Source organism: Deefgea salmonis, assembly GCF_020531905.1.
Lineage (GTDB): Bacteria > Pseudomonadota > Gammaproteobacteria > Burkholderiales > Chitinibacteraceae > Deefgea > Deefgea salmonis.
Window position 1 is genome coordinate 219,125 of record NZ_JAJAWG010000002.1, and the last position, 17,704, is coordinate 236,828.

The window sequence follows — 17,704 nt, forward strand, 5'->3', positions numbered from 1 at the left end:
TCGATCAGGATAAGATTAATCAACTCAATTCATAGTCAATTTAATAAGTGATTTTTATGCACGTTAAAAAAGAATTAAAGTATTTTTTTCGATACCTTGTTCGAGATGGCTTTATTGCAGATTTTGTTTTGCGTAAGGTTTTGGGGTCGCAGCCTACGGTGAAAAGCTCGTCTGATTATCAATTTAAAATGTTGAATAAAAGTCTAGTTCGTGCTGTTGAAACTTTACCTGCTTATACTCAGGTTGATTTAAAAGAGGGTAATCACGGCTCTTTGGCGGATTTAATTAGTAAATTTCAAATTGTCACCAAGGCGGATCTACTAGAAAAACCGACTATGTATTATCCCTATCAGGCTAAGCCGAAACGATGGCATTCAGTAGGGAAGTCCAGTGGTACCACTGGATCGCCACTTGTGATATTTCGCGATCTATATTCTGTGCTTATTGAGAATTACTTTGTAAAACGTCATTGGCAAGAGTGTGGTTTTGTTCTTGGGCAGAGATGTGCTTCATTACGCGGTGATCATATTGTTGAATTAAATAGTAGTACACCCCCGTTTTGGTTTTTTAATCGATATAATAATCAGTTGTTAATTTCTTCACGTCATTTGGTTGCGGCATGTATAGATGCAATTATAAATGAGTTAAGGGATTTTTCTCCTCAAATGTTGCAGGCTTATCCTTCTACTGCATTTACTTTGGCTAAATATTTGGAAGAGAAAAATCAATATTTATCTATTCCAATCATATTTACCAGTTCGGAGCCATTGTATTTACATCAAAGAGCACTTATTGAATCTCGCTTGCAGGGTAAATCTTATGATATGTACGGTATGGCCGAGCGTGTTGCTTTTGTAACTGAATGTGAACATGGTGAAATGCATGTTAATAGCGAATACTCTTTGGTTGAAATTGTCGATGATAATGATATTGCAACAGATGATTATGGTTATGTAGTTGGTACTACTTTCCATAATAAAGCAATGCCTTTGATTCGTTATAAATTATCCGATAGAACTAAGTGGAAAAAAATAGCCTGTCAATGTGGTAGTGTTTTTCCTGTTGTTGAGCCTATTGTCGGAAAATACGAAGATCAGATATTTGGTGGAAGTGGCGCGCCAATTAGTCCATCGGTCTTAACTTTTGCGTTTAAAGGTGTTAAAAATATTTTGAAATCACAGGTGGCTCAAATAACATCTGCTATTTGGGAAGTCAGGATTGTTCCAGATTGTCGATATTCTGATGTAGATGGGCAATTGCTTATACGTAATATCGCTGAATTAGTTGATGCTCACATTATAATCAATATTATTCTCAGAGATGACTTGCCAAATACACTGTCTGGCAAGTTTAGGTGGGTTGTGAACGAGATGAAGAATTAATATGAAAAAAATAATTATGGTTGGTACTGATCTACATGGGCAAGGGGGAATTGCTTCGGTAGTGTGTACCTATCAAAAAGCAGGGGTTTTTGAAAAAAATAATATTCAATATATTGCATCGCATGTAGCTGGTAGCGCGCTGAAAAAATGCTTGGTATTTTTATGTGCATGGCTGAAATTTTTTGCATATTGCTGCCTTGGGAAGGTCAGTATATTGCATTTAAAAATGGCATCTTATGGTAGTTTTATGCGCAAGTATGCCTTTTTTGTGGTGGCTAGAGTTTTTGGGATTAAAACCGTAGTTCATTTGCATGGTGGTGAATTCGACTTATTTTATCGAGAGCGTAGCAATTCAATTCAAAAAATGATGATTCGTGACATCCTTAGTCATGCCGATTTTTTTGTGGCACTGTCTAATCAGTGGCAATTAAAATTACATAAAATGTGTGCAAGCGCTAATGTGGTCACTATCTACAATCCGATTATTGTTCCTAAGCAAATTTCTAAACAGCGCGCTGCTAATTTATTGATATTCCTTGGGAATGTTTCCGAATCTAAGGGTACATTTGATTTGATTCGTGCCATGCCTGATGTAATTAAATTAAATCCCTCCGTTCAATTAAAAATTGGTGGCACCGGTGAAATTGAAACTGCTCGTCAATTGGCGGTCGATTTAAAAGTCGATGCGCACGTTGAGTTCTTGGGCTGGGTGGTTGGCGAGGACAAAGAGCGGCTGCTTAATTCAGCGACCTTATTATTGCTACCTTCGTATAACGAAGGTTTGCCGATGTCTATTTTAGAAGCAATGGCCCATGGCTTGCCGGTGATTGCTAGCGATGTGGGTGGGATTCCCGAGGCACTTGCTTGCTGCGTTGCCGATTGCATTGTTAAGCCAGGCGATGTGATTGATTTGGCCAATAAAATTAATCATTTATTAGCCGATGATGCTTTGCGTGGGCAAATTGCACGGAAATTGCAGCAAACCGTGGCGGAGAAATTTGATGTTGAGGTTGTTGCTAATGAATTGACACAACTCTACAACCGCTTGTTGGAAGTGCAGTGATGGCTACTTTAGATTGGTATATGAATCGATTGCGTTGCATGAGTTTGCCAGAGGTGCTGCATCGTGTTGCAGCGCATTCTCGTAAATTATTGCAAGAGAAGGGATTACTGCTGGCTCATTCAAAGGCACCCGAACGCGTTGTGGCAACTGCGCCCTGGATTCAAAAGCCTGAGCATCTAAGTTCTGATGAATGTGCTGCAATTTTGAATTCAGCAGCGCATTTGTTGGCTGGGCGGTGGGATGTCTTTGGGCAACGATTACCATTGGGTATGCCACCTGATTGGCAAGTTGATCCTTTAACAGGTATTCGTGCTCCAGTCAGCTTCGGTTTGCGCTTAGCAATTAGTCAACGTAACGTCGTTGGGGATATCAAATATTTGTGGGAGCCAGCCCGTCATCTTGAATTAGTAACTTTGGCGCAGGCTTGGGTTTTAACACAAGATTTACGCTACATTTCGGCGCTGCAGGACTGCTTCGCATCTTGGCTAAAAGATGCTCCCTATCCGAATGGGCCGCATTGGTCGAGCAGCCTTGAAACAGCAATTCGCTTGATTAATTGGTCGATTATTTGGCAATTAGTCGGGCAAGATGATTCTGCTTTGTGGGCTGGTGAAGTGGGTCATAAACTCAAATCGGATTGGTTGGCGCATATATATCAATCCTTATTTTTTATTCGGCATCATTTATCTCAACATTCATCTGCCAATAATCATTTAATTGGTGAGTTGTCTGGCTTGCTGGTGGCTTGCATGACTTGGCCTTTCTGGGCCGAATGCAGCCAATGGCGAGATTTCGCGAAGGACAACCTGCTAAAGCAAGCACTGTTGCAAAACGGCGTTGATGGCGTCAATCGCGAACAAGCCATGTCTTACCAGCAATTTGTGTTTGAATTTTTGTTCTGGGCTGGGCGCTCTGTAGAGGCTACGCCGTATGCATTCTCTGCGGACTATTGGGAGCGCTTGTATGCAATGGGCGAGTGGGTTGCTGCTGTGCGAGATGTGGCTGGCAATGTTCCTAGCATTGGTGATGCGGATGATGGCTATGTCACGCAGTTAGCGCGCGATTCAGCGACATCACCGTTTGATCATTTATTGCAAGTCTGTGGTGAAATTTTTGGGTGTGCGCCGTGGCAGACATTAGGTTGTCATTCAGCAGCGGCAAAATGGTGGCTGTCTTTTCCTTTATCAAAACCTAAACGCAATGCCAATCTGCTTGCCGTACCGCGCTTGTTTGCTGAGGGTGGGTATGCAGTGATTGGCTCTGACTGGGGTATGCCATCAGAGGTTAAGTTAACACTGGATTCGGGGCCATTAGGCTATCTGGGTATCGCTGCTCATGGGCATGCTGATGCCTTAGCTATATTACTTTCTGTTGGCGGCATGCCGGTGCTGGTTGATTCAGGTACGTACAGTTATCACGCTGAAGGCGGATGGCGTGATTATTTTCGCGGTACTGCGGCACACAATACGGTCTGTATTAACGGGCAAGATCAGTCGGTTAGTGGCGGTAAATTTATGTGGGTAAAGCAGGCCAAATCGGTACTGCATGATTTTACATTTGGTGATGGCTTGACGACTTGGTGTGCGTCTCAGGATGGTTATCAGCGATTGGAAAGCAAAGTGGCTCATCTGCGACGTGTTGAATACTCACATGCCGAGCAGATTGTGCGGGTGTTTGATGAAATTGATGCCGCTTCGCCTTGCTCGATTTCTATCAATTGGCAGCATGCACCAGATCTTGAGGTCGTTTGCGCTGATGCGGGATGGGCGATTCGTTCGCCAAAATTTAACATTGTGGCCACTGTGTCTGGTGCTGATTTTTCTTTGATTGCTCAGCGTGGTGCATTGAGCCCAATTGCGGGATGGGTTTCTGAGCGTTATGGAGAAAAGCAGCCTGCGACTCGTTTAGATTGTCGTATTGCAAACCATGTAGGTAAATCAATCTGGATTACAGAATTTAAAATTGAATTTTTAGAAATTGGTTAATTATTATATGAAAAATACTCGTTTAGAAATTTTAGGTTGTTCTGTTGATAACTTAAACATGCAAGAAACATTAGTACGAATTGGTGAGTTAATTGAATCGGGAATGCCGAATCAACATGTCGTAATTAATGCAGATAAAGTCGTAAAGGCTGATAAAGACCCCGAATTACGTCAAATTATTAATGATTGTGCATTAATTAATGCCGATGGTATGCCAGTGGTTTGGGCGTCTAAATTATTGGGCATTCCTTTAAAAGGACGGGTGGCTGGCGTTGATTTGTTTGTTGAGCTGATGCGCTATTCGGCCGAGCAGGGCTGGCGGGTTTATTTTTTGGGTGCCAAAGAGGCGGTGGTTAAAGGCGTGGTGGATAAATTTACCGCTCAGTACCCGAACCTACAGATTGCTGGCTATCGCAATGGGTATTGGTCTGCAGGCGAGGAGCAGTCTGTTGTGGATGCCATTACCCTGAGTAAAACTGATTTGCTGTTTGTGGCGATTAGCTCGCCAAAGAAAGAGCAATTTTTAGGTAAGTATCAATCGCAAATGAAAGTGCCGTTTGCGATGGGCGTGGGCGGTACGTTTGATGTCATGGTGGGTAAAACGCAGCGGGCGCCTGTTTGGATGCAAAAATCTGGGCTGGAATGGTTTTATCGCTTTTTGCAAGAACCGCGCCGAATGTTTAAACGTTACTTTATCGAAGATATGTATTTCTTTGTCTTATTGGGCAAGGCCGTTTTTGCAAAAGCGATGGGTAAATCATAATGAAAGTTCTAGTTGTATTTGGCACTCGCCCAGAGGCGATCAAGATGGCACCCGTGGTGGCGGCTTTGCAGGCTGATGCGCGTTTTGATGCCAAGGTGTGCGTTACCGCGCAGCATCGGCAAATGCTGGATCAAGTCCTAGCTTTGTTTGCGATTAAGCCTGATTTTGATTTGGATTTAATGCAGCAAGGGCAAGATTTGACTGATATTACCAGCCGAGTTTTATTGGGCATGCGCGGTGTGTTTGCCCAATGGCAGCCGGACATTGTCTTGGTGCATGGCGATACCAGTACCACGATGGCGGCTAGTCTGGCTGCCTTCTACCAGCGTATACCTGTTGGTCATGTAGAAGCTGGCCTACGTACTGGCAACATTTACTCGCCTTGGCCAGAGGAAATGAATCGCAAAATTGCGGGTGCGATTAGTGCCGTGCATTTTTCGCCGACTGAAACGTCGAAAAATAATCTACTGCGCGAAGCTGTCAATCCCGCTCATGTGCATGTAACGGGCAATACGGTGATTGATGCTTTGCTGGATGTGGCGGCGCGGATTAAAAACGATAGCGAATTAAATGCTGAATTAGCCGCGCAATTCCCATTCTTGGATGCGACAAAACGCCTGATCTTGGTAACCGGCCATCGCCGTGAGAATTTTGGTCAAGGGTTTGAGAATATTTGCGCGGCATTGGCCGAGTTGGCGCAACGCCCGGATGTAGAGATTCTTTATCCAATGCATTTGAACCCAAATGTACAAGAGCCGGTGCGCCGTATTTTATCGGGTTTGCCGAATGTGCATTTGATTGAGCCACAAGATTACTTGCCGTTTGTATATTTGATGACGCGTGCCAACTTGATTTTGACCGATAGTGGTGGGGTACAAGAAGAAGCGCCATCTCTGGGTAAGCCGGTATTAGTCATGCGCGATACCACCGAGCGCCCAGAGGCGGTCGATGCCGGTACGGTGAAGTTAGTGGGTACGAATCAAGCGCTGATTGTGAAAGAAGCGACCGAGTTACTCGACAATCCTGCCGCGTATGAGCAAATGTCACGCGCACATAATCCATATGGTGATGGTTTAGCAGCAAAACGAATTAACGATATTCTTGCAACTGGGAGTTTTAAGCATGGCTAAGTATCAAACTGTAGCAATGATCGGCTTGGGTTATATCGGCTTGCCGACGGCAACTGTGATTGCCAGTCGTGGCGTTAAAGTAATTGGTGTCGATGTGAATCAACACGCGGTTGATACCATCAATCGTGGGAAAATTCATATTGTTGAGCCCGATTTAGATGGTTTGGTACATCACGTGGTGAATGAAGGCTTGTTGGTAGCGCAAACTACGCCATCAGAAGCTGATGCCTTTATGATTGCGGTGCCTACGCCTTTTACCGAAGGTACTAAGCCTGATTTGAGCTACATCGAGGCGGCTGGTAAAGCCATTGCACCTTTCTTAAAAAAGGGCAATTTGGTGATTCTGGAGTCGACGTCGCCCGTTGGCGCTACTGAGAAGCTGGCTGGCTGGTTGGCCCAAGCACGCCCAGACTTAAGCTTTCCGCAACAAGCTGGCGAAGAAGCGGATGTGCAAGTGGCGTATTGCCCAGAGCGTGTTTTGCCAGGCCATGTGCTGCGTGAGCTGGTTGAGAATGATCGTATTGTGGGCGGTATGACCCAGCGTGCCGCAGAAATGGCGGCTGATTTGTACCATATTTTTGTGAAAGGCGAATGCCTGCTGACCGATTGCCGCACCGCAGAAATGGCGAAGCTAACTGAAAACGCATTCCGCGATGTCAATATTGCATTTGCGAATGAGCTGTCAATTATTTGCGATAAATTGGCGATTAATCCTTGGGAATTGATTAAGCTAGCCAACCGTCATCCACGTGTGAACATCCTGCAACCCGGTCCAGGCGTTGGCGGTCATTGCATTGCCGTTGATCCGTGGTTTATTGTGGATTCAGCGCCAGAAGAAGCACGCATTATTCGCACTGCACGCGAAGTGAATGACTTTAAACCGCATTATGTGGTGACACAGGTAGTAGAGGCGGCGAGCAAGTTTAAAGCGCCCGTGATTGCGTGCTTGGGCTTGGCGTTTAAAGCTAATATTGACGATCTACGTGAAAGCCCTTCGGTCGGCATTGTGGCTGAATTGGCAGCAAAAGGCGTCGGTCGTATTTTGGCGGTTGAGCCACACGTTGATACCTTGCCGAAGAAATTACAAGGCAAGGTTGAATTGGTCGATACACAAACTGCAATTGATCAAGCCGATATTATTATTCTGTTGGTTGATCATAAGCATTTTGGCCGCATTCGTGCCGAGAAATTACAACGTTGCATCGTGATTGATACCCGTGGATTTTGGTCGAATAAATAATTGATACCAGCAATCCAGCCGCTTTTCAGTTGGATTGCTCTATAGTAGCAAAATATATAACGGGGCAAATTTGCGAGGCATTAAATGTTGGCCAAAGTGTTTAAAAATATTTATAACGAAGCTCGGTGCTATATTCCAGATCGCCTACTTTATGCAAAAGAATATTTTTCGATTAAGTCTATTTTGGCCTCTAATAATAAAATTCAGATCAGCGCCTTGGTAGAGGCCCAGTTGAAGCACGTTTTGTTAGTTTGTTTAAGAGATGTCAATTTCTATAAAAACAATGTTGCTATTTCATTGGCGGATATTGAACACAACGATCCTTTTGTGATGCTAAAATCATTTCCAATAATTTCTAAAAGTGATTTGATTACGCATAAAAATGATTTTGTGAATAAACAGTATACAAAATCATTTCTATCTAAATCATCATCAAGTGGTTCGTCTGGGTTTGGTGTTGAAGTTTATCGCAATAAAAAAGCGGCAGATATTGAAAAAGCTTTCTTTTCGCACTACTGGGGTAAGTTTGGATTTAATGTCGAGTCTTCTAGGACGGTTCGTATTGGTCAAGATGCTTTAAGATCCAGCAGTAAAAAACCGACCTTCATGCAAGGTAGTCGGTTAATGCTATCTCCAACGCATATTTCAGAAAATAATATAGATGAGATTGCCATGAGTATTTTAAAGTTTAAACCTGACTTTATTCATGGTTATCCAAGTTGTATATATCAACTTGCTTGTTTACTCGACTCAATTAACGTAAAGATTAAAGTCAAAGCTGTTTTGTTGGCATCAGAACCGGTGTTAGATTCTCAATTGAAAATGATGAAAGATGTTTATATAGGCGAAATATCTGCAAATTATGGTTTGTCAGAAAGAACTAATTTGGCATTTTCAACGTATGAAGAAAATGATGGTATGAGTTATACATTCGATGAGTTGTATAGCGTGAATGAATTTATTGATGATGAGTTAGGTACTCAAATTATTGGTACGTCATTGTGGAATGAGGTTATGCCCTTAATTCGTTATCAAACGCAGGATTATGTAAAAATAACATCTGACAATAAAATACGTATAGATGGTAGACAGCAGCATTATTTAATAGCTAAAAACGGATTAAAAATACCAAGCCTTATTGTTGACGATGTTCCTTGGCAATATATTAGCCAAATTCAGATTAAGCAACCCAAATCGGGCTGCATTATACTGTATGTTGTATTAAAAATGGATGTACATATTGATGGCGCAATCGAATTCATTACGAACCGGCAGAAAGCACTTTGGGGTGAGTGGTTTGATGTTGAAATTGTCGTAAAAGAAAAGTTAGAGCGCACGCAAGCAGGAAAAATCAACTTGGTGATTTTCGATTGATGCTGTTGCTGAGTGATGAAAAAAGCCCTGCTCAATTTGAACAGGGTTTTTACAATTAAAATTATGCAGTTTTGATTCTACGACGGCGAGCAGTGAGTAGACCAATTAGTCCTAATCCCATTAAGGCATAGGTGGCTGGCTCTGGCACGGCAGTAACGGTGTAGTTTAAATTACCCGTGTAGTTGCTGCTAATACCATTAAATTGGAATTTATAGTTTTTATTGGCTGAAAATGTATTGCTAAATAAAAATTGCCCTGTTGCTCCAAAGAATTGAGTATTAATTACTTTGCTGCCTTCCAGTAGTTTTACCGACAACCAATCAAATGTGCCTTTGCCAACATTATTGGCTTTTTGTTCAGTAAAAAAGCTAAACAAAATTGGCGATTGATCCGTTACTTTAAAGCTAATTGAGTTATAGATCCATTCATCGCCAGAATTCTTATTGATTTTTTGCTCAGCACTAAACTCACTACCCTGATTTAATGTCACTTTTGTGACCGCTGCTTGGCTAGATATTGCAGTAAGACCAATGATTGCAGCGCATACAAAATGGCTAATTTTTTTCATTTATATACCTATATAATAGATTACTTAAATTGAAAGTATGTTAATAGTTGGCATTTTAACTGGTGATGTCTTTAGCTCAAAGCGTTTAGTTCAGTACGGTGTGAATTTATTTTTATACCTGTATTTTGGGTACAATTGATTTCATTTTTATTACTTGCCGCAATTGAATGAGCAGTAGTGTATTAATGCGTTAAGTGGTTAAGAGAAATACTTTTGACTCTTCGTCGCATTTGCTCAGCTAGCAAAGCATTGCATTCGTTGGCAAGCCAGCGCCTACCAGTTTCAATCCCTTATTCGTGAGCAATTATTTTCATCTGAGGGTGTTGCTTAATTACTTTTGGCCAAATTGGATTGATTATGACTGATATTTCTGCGGCTATCGTTTGCGGCATAAAAAACAGCGCTAGCGTATTGCTAGCGCTGTGTTGAGTTGTACTGCTAGTTAGTGCGCTTGTTGACGACGGCGTGCAGCGAGTAGCCCGAGCAAGCCCAAACCCATTAAGGCATACGTTTCTGGCTCAGGCACGGGTGTGACTGTCGCGCTCATCGTTCCGCCCTTAAAGCTAGGATTGGTGAACGTGAATTGTGTGTTGTAAGCAAATTTGGCATCTTCAATTGCGCTAAAGCTATAGGTGCGAGCCCAAGAGGAAGTACCAATCATTGCATCTTGAAATGTTGCAATCAGATGGGGTGCAGAGGTGAAATTGGGGTTGGTGCCTGTCCAATTGACTTGAGTAATCAATGAAAGCGCACTGATCAGCTTGCCTGAGTCTGGCGCGCCGTCAATTTTGAACGTCAGCTGATAGTCCCCAGTGTGTGCGATATTAAAAAAACCATAGCTAGTGAAGTTTGTCGTATCGTGGCTGCTGCTAAATAGCGTCACGAGTTGCTGATCAACGGTTTGTTCTGCAGGCGTTAAATTGAGGGTGGCGGCTTGACTTAAGCTGACTGCTGAACTGATGACGATTGCGGCTGCGATATGGATTAATTTCATATTCAAATCTCATTGAGGATTTTAAAATCAGTACATGTTAATATTCTAACTAATTGATTATTAACAATATTTACTTGAAATGAAATGCTAATCGCATACTGTCGCAAAGTCAAAGCAATGGTGTAAGTTATTTTTAATTAATATAAAATTAATAGTAAATTTTTTGTAATTTATTTTTGTGGAACGATTTTAGTTTTGGGTCGATGTAATAACAAAAAAACCGGCGAATTTCGCCGGTTTTTTTGGGGCTGGTTAACTACAAATCCATGCGTTTAGTTTTGCATCGCCAGCATCAAGCCATTCAAGCGTTTTACGAATGAAGCAGGGTCTTCGAGCTGACCGCCTTCGGCCAATAAAGCTTGGTCAAAAATCAGCTGAGTCCAATCGCCAAACTGCGCACTGGCCACTTCAGATTTGAGCTTGTTGATCAATGGATGCGTCGGATTGACTTCCAAAATTGGCTTGCTGCCTTTTACATCTTGCCCCGCTGATTTGAGCAAACGCTCCAAGTTCGCGCTCATGTCTTGATTTTCAACCACCAAACAAGCTGGGCTGTCGGTCAAGCGATGGGTTACGCGGATGTCTTTGACCGCATCGCCAAGCACGGCTTTCATTTGCTCAATCACGTCTTTCAGCTCGGTGGCAGCGGCTTCTTGCTCTTGCTTTTCGGCTTCGTCGGTAAATTGCTCTAAATCGAGCTCGCCTTTGGCGACCGACTGGAGTTTTTTACCTTCAAATTCGGTTAAGCCGCTAAATGCCCATTCATCAACGCGATCAGACAATAGCAAGACTTCGATGCCTTTTTTGCGGAACACTTCCAGATGTGGGCTGTTTTTCGCTGCGGCATACGAATCGGCGGTGATGAAGTAGATCTGCTCTTGGCCTTCTTTCATGCGGCCGATGTAGTCAGCGAGCGATACGGTTTGCTCGGCATTGTCATTGAGGGTGGAAGCAAAACGGCAGAGCGCGGCGATGCGTTCTTTGTTACCAAGGTCTTCACCAACGCCTTCTTTGAGTACTTTGCCAAACTCAGTCCAAAATGCAGCGTATTTGGCTTGTTCTGCGCCATCGTCAGCGTTGGCCATGCTTTCTAACAGACCCAGCACTTTTTTAACGCAACCGGATTTGATTTGTTCGATGTCTTTGCTGTGTTGCAAGATTTCACGCGACACGTTGAGCGGCAAATCGGCTGAATCAATCACCCCGCGGATAAAGCGCAGGTATTGCGGCAGCAATTTTTCACTGTCTTCCATGATGAATACGCGGCGTACGTACAGCTTCACCCCATGGCGACGTTCGCGGTCGTATAAATCAAATGGCGCACGTTTTGGCACGTACAGCAGCTCGGTGTATTCTTGGCGGCCTTCGACTTTGGCGTGGCTCCAAGCGAGCGGTTCTTCGTAGTCGTGCGCAACGTGTTTATAAAATTCGATGTATTGCTCAGGCGTGATGTCAGATTTGCTGCGCGTCCATAAAGCATTGGCTTGATTGACGGTTTCTTCGCCTTCGGCGGGTTTAATTGAACCGTCTTCGTTGTAGCCTGCTTGCGCTGGCATCATGATCGGCAAAGTGATGTGGTCTGAATATTTGCGGATGATGCTGCGTAAACGCCAATCGTTGAGAAATTCTTCTTCGCCTTCTTTGAGGTGCAGCACGATGGTCGTGCCACGACTGGCTTTTTCAACGGTTTCTAGCGTGAATTCGCCATCGCCTTTGGATTCCCATTGCGTGGCAGTTGCTTCGCCTGCGCGGCGGGTGGTGAGAGTGACTTTATCGGCAATGATAAAGGCCGAGTAAAAACCCACGCCAAATTGACCGATTAAATGCGCGTCTTTTTGTGCGTCGCCAGAGAGTTGGCTAAAGAATTCTTTGGTGCCAGAGCGGGCGATCGTGCCAATATTTTGGATCACTTCATCGCGGCTCATCCCGATGCCGCTATCGCTGATGGTGATGGTTTTGGCATCGGCATCAAAGCTCACGTGAATTTTGAGTTCGGGGTCATTGCCAAACAGGCTGTCATTATTGATGGCTTCAAAACGCAATTTGTCGCATGCATCAGAGGCATTGGACACTAGTTCGCGTAAGAATATTTCTTTGTTGGAATACAAAGAATGAATCATCAGTTGCAAGAGTTGTTTGACTTCGGCTTGAAAGCCTAATGTTTCTTTAGACATAGTCTTATTGCTTCCTGTGGGTTGAACAACATGAATGCTTTACAAATGGGGGCATCGCAGCTTGCTTCAAGTGAGTTTGGCGCTTAATTCTCCGTGGCTTACGAAATCCACCAGAAAGCATGACAATTGAAACGAGAAACAAAATACACCTTTGTCATAAAAGACGCAGCTTGTGCGGTGCAGCAAGGCATTTTAAAGCTGACATGAAGTGCGGTGTTATAGTGTGATCAGATCAATTGGCGAGGGTGTTGCGATGATACGACGGGTCGTCTTTAATCAAAAAGGTGGGGTTGGCAAATCGACGATTACGGTGAATCTGGCCGCGGTGGCCGCCGCGCAAGGTCGTCGGGTATTGATTATTGATTTAGACCCGCAAGGCAATAGTAGTCATTACTTACTCGGATCTGCCGCGAATCAGATTGAACCTCATCTGGGTGATTTTTTTGATCAAGTGCTGAATTTCTCTTTATATGCCAAGGGCTCCGCCCAATTTATTCACCCGACGCCGTTTAAAAATCTATTCATTATGCCGTCGCATCCGTGCATTGCTGAGCAGCAAACCAAGCTGGAAGCGCGTTATAAAATATATAAATTACGTGAAACTTTGGCTGAATTGGCCGGGCAATATGATGAGGTTTATATTGATACGCCGCCAGCACTTAACTTTTTCACACTTTCGGCCTTGATTGCCGCCTCTGGCTGCTTGATTCCGTTTGACTGTGATACATTCTCTCGCGATGCCTTATTGGGTTTAATCGCCCGCGTTGAAGAAATCCGGCAAGACCATAATAGCGAGTTGCGAGTTGAAGGGATTATTGTTAACCAATATCAGCCACGTGCTAGCTTGCCGCAGCGTTTGGTGCAGGATCTGATCGAACAAGGCTTACCTGTTTTGCAATCAAAACTATCCAGTTCAGTCAAAATTCGTGAGTCGCATGATCAAGCGATGCCCTTGATTGCTTTGGATGCCAAACATAAACTGACACAAGAATTTTGCCAGTTGTATGCTGAGTTATCGCCCGTTGCGATCAGTCAGCATTAAATAGTTGAGGTGAATATGGCAGCAAAACCACTCAATCGAATCCTGATTGTTGATGATGAACCGTTTAATTTAGAAATTCTTTCTGAGCATTTGGCCGATGCCGGCTATGAAACGGTGACCGCTGAAGACGGCGAGGCGGCTTGGGACATCTTGCAGCACGATCAGCAAGGTTTTTCGACCATTTTGCTTGATCGAATGAGGCCGCGCATGGATGGCATGCAGGTCTTGGCCAAGCTCAAGCAACATCCTGATTTTTTGCATATTCCGGTGATTATGCAAACCGCGGTTGGCGCGGCTGAAAACGTTCGAGAAGGTCTTGCGGCTGGGGCTTATTACTATTTGATTAAGCCATTTCAGCGTGAAATGTTATTGGCGATTGTGGCGGCCGCAGTCGGCTTTCATAAAGAGCGCAAGCAGCTTGAAGATCAAATTACTGAGCATGCCGAGTCTTATCGCTTATTGGTGAATGGCGAATTTCATTTTCGTACTTTAGATGAGGCTAGGCAGCTGACATTAATGCTGTCACGCGCTTGCCCAGAGCCTCAGCGGGTGGCGATGGGTTTGTCTGAGTTGCTGGTGAATGCCATCGAGCATGGTAATTTGGGGATTAGCTATGCCGATAAATCCCGCTTACTGCAAGCGGGGTGTTGGCAAGATGAAGTGGAGTCACGACTAGCCAGCTCAGAATATGCCGCAAGAAAAGTGGCCGTAAAGTACAGCATGAATGAAGATGAAATTCAGATCTACATTACGGATGAAGGACAGGGCTTTGATTGGCAGCCTTTTTTAGAGTTTTCGCCTGAGCGTGCGTTTGATCCGCATGGCCGTGGGATTTCAATGGCGAGAATGATGTCGTTTGATAGTTTGGAATATCAAGGCAAAGGTAATGAGGTATTGGTTCGAGTGCTACGTAAAACCTAAGCTGTATGAATATACCCTCGGAAATAAAAAAAGCCCGCTTCATTCGCAGCGGGCTTTTTGTTTTGGTGTTTGGTATTTGGTATTTAAGCGAGGTGTTCCACGATGTAGTGTTTAACTAAATTCGCATCGGCATCAATCGCATCAAAGCGCTGCGGCAAAGCTTCTAGGCCCGCCAAACCTTTAGGGCGGAACGGCGCTTGTTTGAGGGCTTCTAGCATGGTGTCTTCAAACTTGGCGGGCAAGGCAGTTTCCATAATCAGCATCGGTACGGCAAGATTGCGATGGGCTTTGGCGGCTTTAAAGCCATCGGCCGTATGCGGGTCAATTTGTACTCCGTATTTTTCAAACACTTCGCGAATATGGGCAATCCGATCGCTGTGATTGCTGGCTGATGATTTAAAGCCATAGCTGTCTTGCATCAGCGCTAGCTCAGCGGGGGATAGATCAAAGCCACCTCCGGATTCAACTTCGGTCCACAATGCCGCTAAACGCGCGCTATCACGGCCGATCAAATCAAACACAAAGCGCTCTAAATTAGAGGCTTTGCTAATGTCCATCGACGGGCTGGTGGTTTCAAAGGTGTTGGCTACATCGCGTGGATGGTAGCCGCCGGTTTTGAAGAACTCGTCCAGCACGTCGTTTTCATTGGTCGCGACGACCAATTGGCCAATCGGCAAGCCCATTTGGCGGGCAATATGGCCGGCGCAGATATTGCCAAAATTACCCGACGGCACGCAGTAGTCGACTTTATCGCCGACTTTTTTGCCGGTGGCTAAGATGGTGGCAAAGTAGCCTTTGAAGTAATACACCACTTGGGCCACGATGCGGCCCCAGTTGATTGAATTGACAGCGCCAATTTTGTATTGAGCTTTAAATTCAGCGTCTTTATTGATGTTTTTAACGATGTCTTGGCAAGCGTCGAAAAAGCCATGCACTGATAAATTGAAAATATTTTCGTCTTGTAGACTGAACATTTGTGCGCGTTGGAACGGGCTCATTTTGCCAAATGGCGACAGCATAAATACATTCACGCCGCGTTTGCCGCGCATCGCGTATTCGGCAGCAGAGCCGGTGTCGCCTGATGTTGCGCCAACAATATTGATTTGCTCGCCTTTTTTGTCCAGCACATATTCAAACAGATTGCCGAGCAATTGCATCGCCATATCTTTGAACGCCAGCGTTGGGCCGTTGGAGAGTTCTTGGATATAGAGCGAAGCATCGAGCTTAATCAGCGGCGTGATGTGGTCGGCTTGATTTTTTGAGCGACCATTGCAATACACTTCGGCAGTGTAGGTTTTGTCGATCAAGGCTTTTAGATCGTCGCTAGGAATATCGTCGACAAAACGGCTAATCACCGCGAAGGCTAAATCGCGGTAATTGAGCGTTGCCATGCTTTCTAAATCGGCTTGAGACAGTTGCGGATATTGCTCTGGAATCGACAGGCCACCATCGGGCGCGAGGCCACCAAGAAGAATATCGCTGAATGCTTGGGCGTTCATACCGCCACGAGTCGAGATGTATTTCATGGGTATCTGCTTGTAGGTTAGTATTCTTAAGGCTTGGGTTAATATACGTTCAATTTTGGTGGGCTGAAGCCCACCCTACGAGGCTGCAATCAGAATTCAACAGCGAGCGAGAGGCGTGAAGGCAATGCATCAGCGCTTCGAAAAACCGGAATGTACATTGAGTACATGAGGATTTTGAGGGGCGCTGATGAAGCCGCATTCGCGCCTCGTAGCCGCTGTTTTAGCCGTTCAAATGCTCCAAACGCAATTTCACTACCTTGCCATGCGTGCTGGCGAGGTTTTCGATTTTGGCGATGGCGATGTTGATGTTTTTTTCGATCGCGATGTGCGTCACGATGATGATCTCAGCCGTGCCGCCGGCTGCCGCAGCAGGTTTTTGCAGCATAGCATCGACCGAAATTTGCCCTTCAGCCAAAATACCGGTGACATCGGCCAACACGCCAGGTAAATCTTTGGCGGTTAAGCGCAGGTAGTAGCAAGTTTCCACTTCGTCGATCGGCAAAATCGGCAAATTGGCGATTTGCGACGGTTGGAACGCTAGATGCGGTACGCGATGTTCTGGATCGGCCGTGTGCAGGCGAGTGATGTCGACCAAATCGGCAATCACCGATGAGGCGGTTGGTTCGGCGCCAGCGCCCGGGCCGTAATACATGGTTGCGCCTACGGCGTCACCTTTGACCAGCACCGCATTCATTACGCCATCGACATTGGCGATCAAGCGACCCGCTGGAATTAACGTTGGCGACACGCGCAATTCAATGCCGTTCGGGCGGCGGCGCGTCATGCCAAGTAATTTGATGCGATAGCCCAATTCGGCGGCGTATTTAATATCGGCCGCGTCAAGCTTGCTGATGCCTTCTAAATACGCTTTGTCGAACTGAACGGGGATACCAAAAGCAATCGCGCTCATGATGGTGAGTTTGTGCGCGGCGTCGTGGCCTTCGATGTCGAAGGTCGGATCGGCTTCGGCGTAACCGAGGCGCTGCGCTTCGGCCAAGACATCGGCAAAGGCTGAGCCTTTATCGCGCATTTCCGTTAGGATAAAGTTCGATGTGCCGTTGATAATGCCGGCCACCCATTCGATTTGGTTGGCGGTTAAACCTTCGCGCAGTGCTTTAATCACTGGAATACCGCCGGCAACGGCGGCTTCAAACGCCACCATCACGCCTTTTTCTTGGGCGAGGGCAAAAATTTCATTGCCGTATTCGGCGATGAGTTTTTTATTGGCCGTCACCACATGCTTGCCGTTGGCAATCGCGGCTAAAACCAAGTCTTTGGCAACGGTGGTGCCGCCGATGAGTTCAACGATGATGTCGATATCGGGATTGTTCACCACATCCATCGCATTGTCGGTGAGCAGAACATCGTCACCGAGTAATTCACGTGCGCGATCTAAGTCGCGATTGGCGGCCATGGTAATGATGATAGGGCGGCCAGCGCGGCGGGCGATTTCATTACCGTTGCGTTTTAAAACGGTGGCGGTACCGCCACCGACTGTTCCTACGCCGCAGAGGCCAACGTTGATTGCTTTCATTTTGCTTC

Annotated in this window: 13 protein-coding genes and 1 pseudogene; 9 read left to right on the plus strand and 5 right to left on the minus strand. The window is 45.1% G+C overall.

Features of this window, described 5'->3' with window-relative positions:
• Positions 1 to 56: 56 nt before the first annotated feature.
• From LG219_RS04720 to LG219_RS04750, 7 genes are all read left to right on the plus strand, one after another.
• On the plus strand, positions 57 to 1,382 hold the full coding sequence (locus LG219_RS04720; protein WP_226763387.1) for a phenylacetate--CoA ligase family protein: 1,326 nt from the start codon (positions 57 to 59) through the stop codon (positions 1,380 to 1,382).
• Positions 1,383 to 1,629: 247 nt separating this feature from the next.
• A complete protein-coding gene (locus tag LG219_RS04725) occupies positions 1,630 to 2,445 on the plus strand; it encodes a glycosyltransferase family 4 protein (RefSeq protein WP_226763388.1) in 816 nt (271 codons plus the stop codon).
• Positions 2,445 to 4,430 carry a heparinase II/III family protein gene (locus LG219_RS04730; protein WP_226763389.1) on the plus strand — a complete coding sequence of 662 codons (1,986 nt, stop codon included), beginning with the start codon at positions 2,445 to 2,447 and terminating at the stop codon, positions 4,428 to 4,430. The genes LG219_RS04725 and LG219_RS04730 overlap by 1 nt, the downstream gene beginning before the upstream one ends.
• Before the next feature lie 7 nt (positions 4,431 to 4,437).
• The gene (locus LG219_RS04735; RefSeq protein WP_226763390.1) at positions 4,438 to 5,193 is read left to right on the plus strand and encodes a WecB/TagA/CpsF family glycosyltransferase; all 756 of its coding nucleotides are present in this window, start codon (positions 4,438 to 4,440) and stop codon (positions 5,191 to 5,193) included.
• Complete coding sequence (gene wecB, locus LG219_RS04740) at positions 5,193 to 6,323, plus strand: non-hydrolyzing UDP-N-acetylglucosamine 2-epimerase (RefSeq protein WP_226763391.1); 1,131 nt, start codon at positions 5,193 to 5,195, stop codon at positions 6,321 to 6,323. Before LG219_RS04735 ends, wecB begins: the two co-directional genes overlap by 1 nt.
• Complete coding sequence (gene wecC, locus LG219_RS04745) at positions 6,316 to 7,563, plus strand: UDP-N-acetyl-D-mannosamine dehydrogenase (RefSeq protein ID WP_226763392.1); 1,248 nt, start codon at positions 6,316 to 6,318, stop codon at positions 7,561 to 7,563. Before wecB ends, wecC begins: the two co-directional genes overlap by 8 nt.
• A gap of 84 nt (positions 7,564 to 7,647) precedes the next feature.
• A complete protein-coding gene (locus tag LG219_RS04750) occupies positions 7,648 to 8,937 on the plus strand; it encodes a phenylacetate--CoA ligase family protein (protein WP_226763393.1) in 1,290 nt (429 codons plus the stop codon).
• 61 nt (positions 8,938 to 8,998) lie between these two features.
• Here the strand turns inward: LG219_RS04750 and LG219_RS04755 are convergent, their stop codons facing one another.
• The 3 genes and pseudogenes from LG219_RS04755 to htpG all read right to left on the minus strand — a co-directional run bounded on the left by LG219_RS04755 (position 8,999) and on the right by htpG (position 12,673).
• Positions 8,999 to 9,505, minus strand: a complete 507-nt coding sequence (locus tag LG219_RS04755; protein ID WP_226763394.1) for an FxDxF family PEP-CTERM protein — start codon at positions 9,503 to 9,505, stop codon at positions 8,999 to 9,001.
• Positions 9,506 to 9,947: 442 nt separating this feature from the next.
• Positions 9,948 to 10,043: pseudogene (locus tag LG219_RS15560) on the minus strand (PEP-CTERM sorting domain-containing protein); the annotation flags it as partial.
• A gap of 728 nt (positions 10,044 to 10,771) precedes the next feature.
• Positions 10,772 to 12,673 (minus strand): molecular chaperone HtpG, encoded by a 1,902-nt coding sequence (gene htpG / locus LG219_RS04765; RefSeq protein ID WP_226763396.1) that lies wholly within the window; start codon positions 12,671 to 12,673, stop codon positions 10,772 to 10,774.
• Between the two features lie 253 nt (positions 12,674 to 12,926).
• Between htpG and LG219_RS04770 the strand changes: the two genes are divergently transcribed.
• Entirely contained in the window at positions 12,927 to 13,715 is a 789-nt protein-coding gene (locus tag LG219_RS04770; protein ID WP_226763397.1) for a ParA family protein, read from the plus strand.
• Positions 13,716 to 13,730: 15 nt separating this feature from the next.
• Positions 13,731 to 14,636, plus strand: coding sequence for an ATP-binding response regulator (locus tag LG219_RS04775; protein ID WP_226763398.1), 906 nt, complete (start codon positions 13,731 to 13,733; stop codon positions 14,634 to 14,636).
• A gap of 83 nt (positions 14,637 to 14,719) precedes the next feature.
• Here LG219_RS04775 and thrC read toward each other — a convergent pair whose 3' ends face one another.
• Positions 14,720 to 16,162 carry a threonine synthase gene (thrC, locus tag LG219_RS04780; RefSeq protein WP_226763399.1) on the minus strand — a complete coding sequence of 481 codons (1,443 nt, stop codon included), beginning with the start codon at positions 16,160 to 16,162 and terminating at the stop codon, positions 14,720 to 14,722.
• Positions 16,163 to 16,382: 220 nt separating this feature from the next.
• Positions 16,383 to 17,696 carry a homoserine dehydrogenase gene (locus tag LG219_RS04785; RefSeq protein ID WP_226763400.1) on the minus strand — a complete coding sequence of 438 codons (1,314 nt, stop codon included), beginning with the start codon at positions 17,694 to 17,696 and terminating at the stop codon, positions 16,383 to 16,385.
• Positions 17,697 to 17,704: the final 8 nt, after the last annotated feature.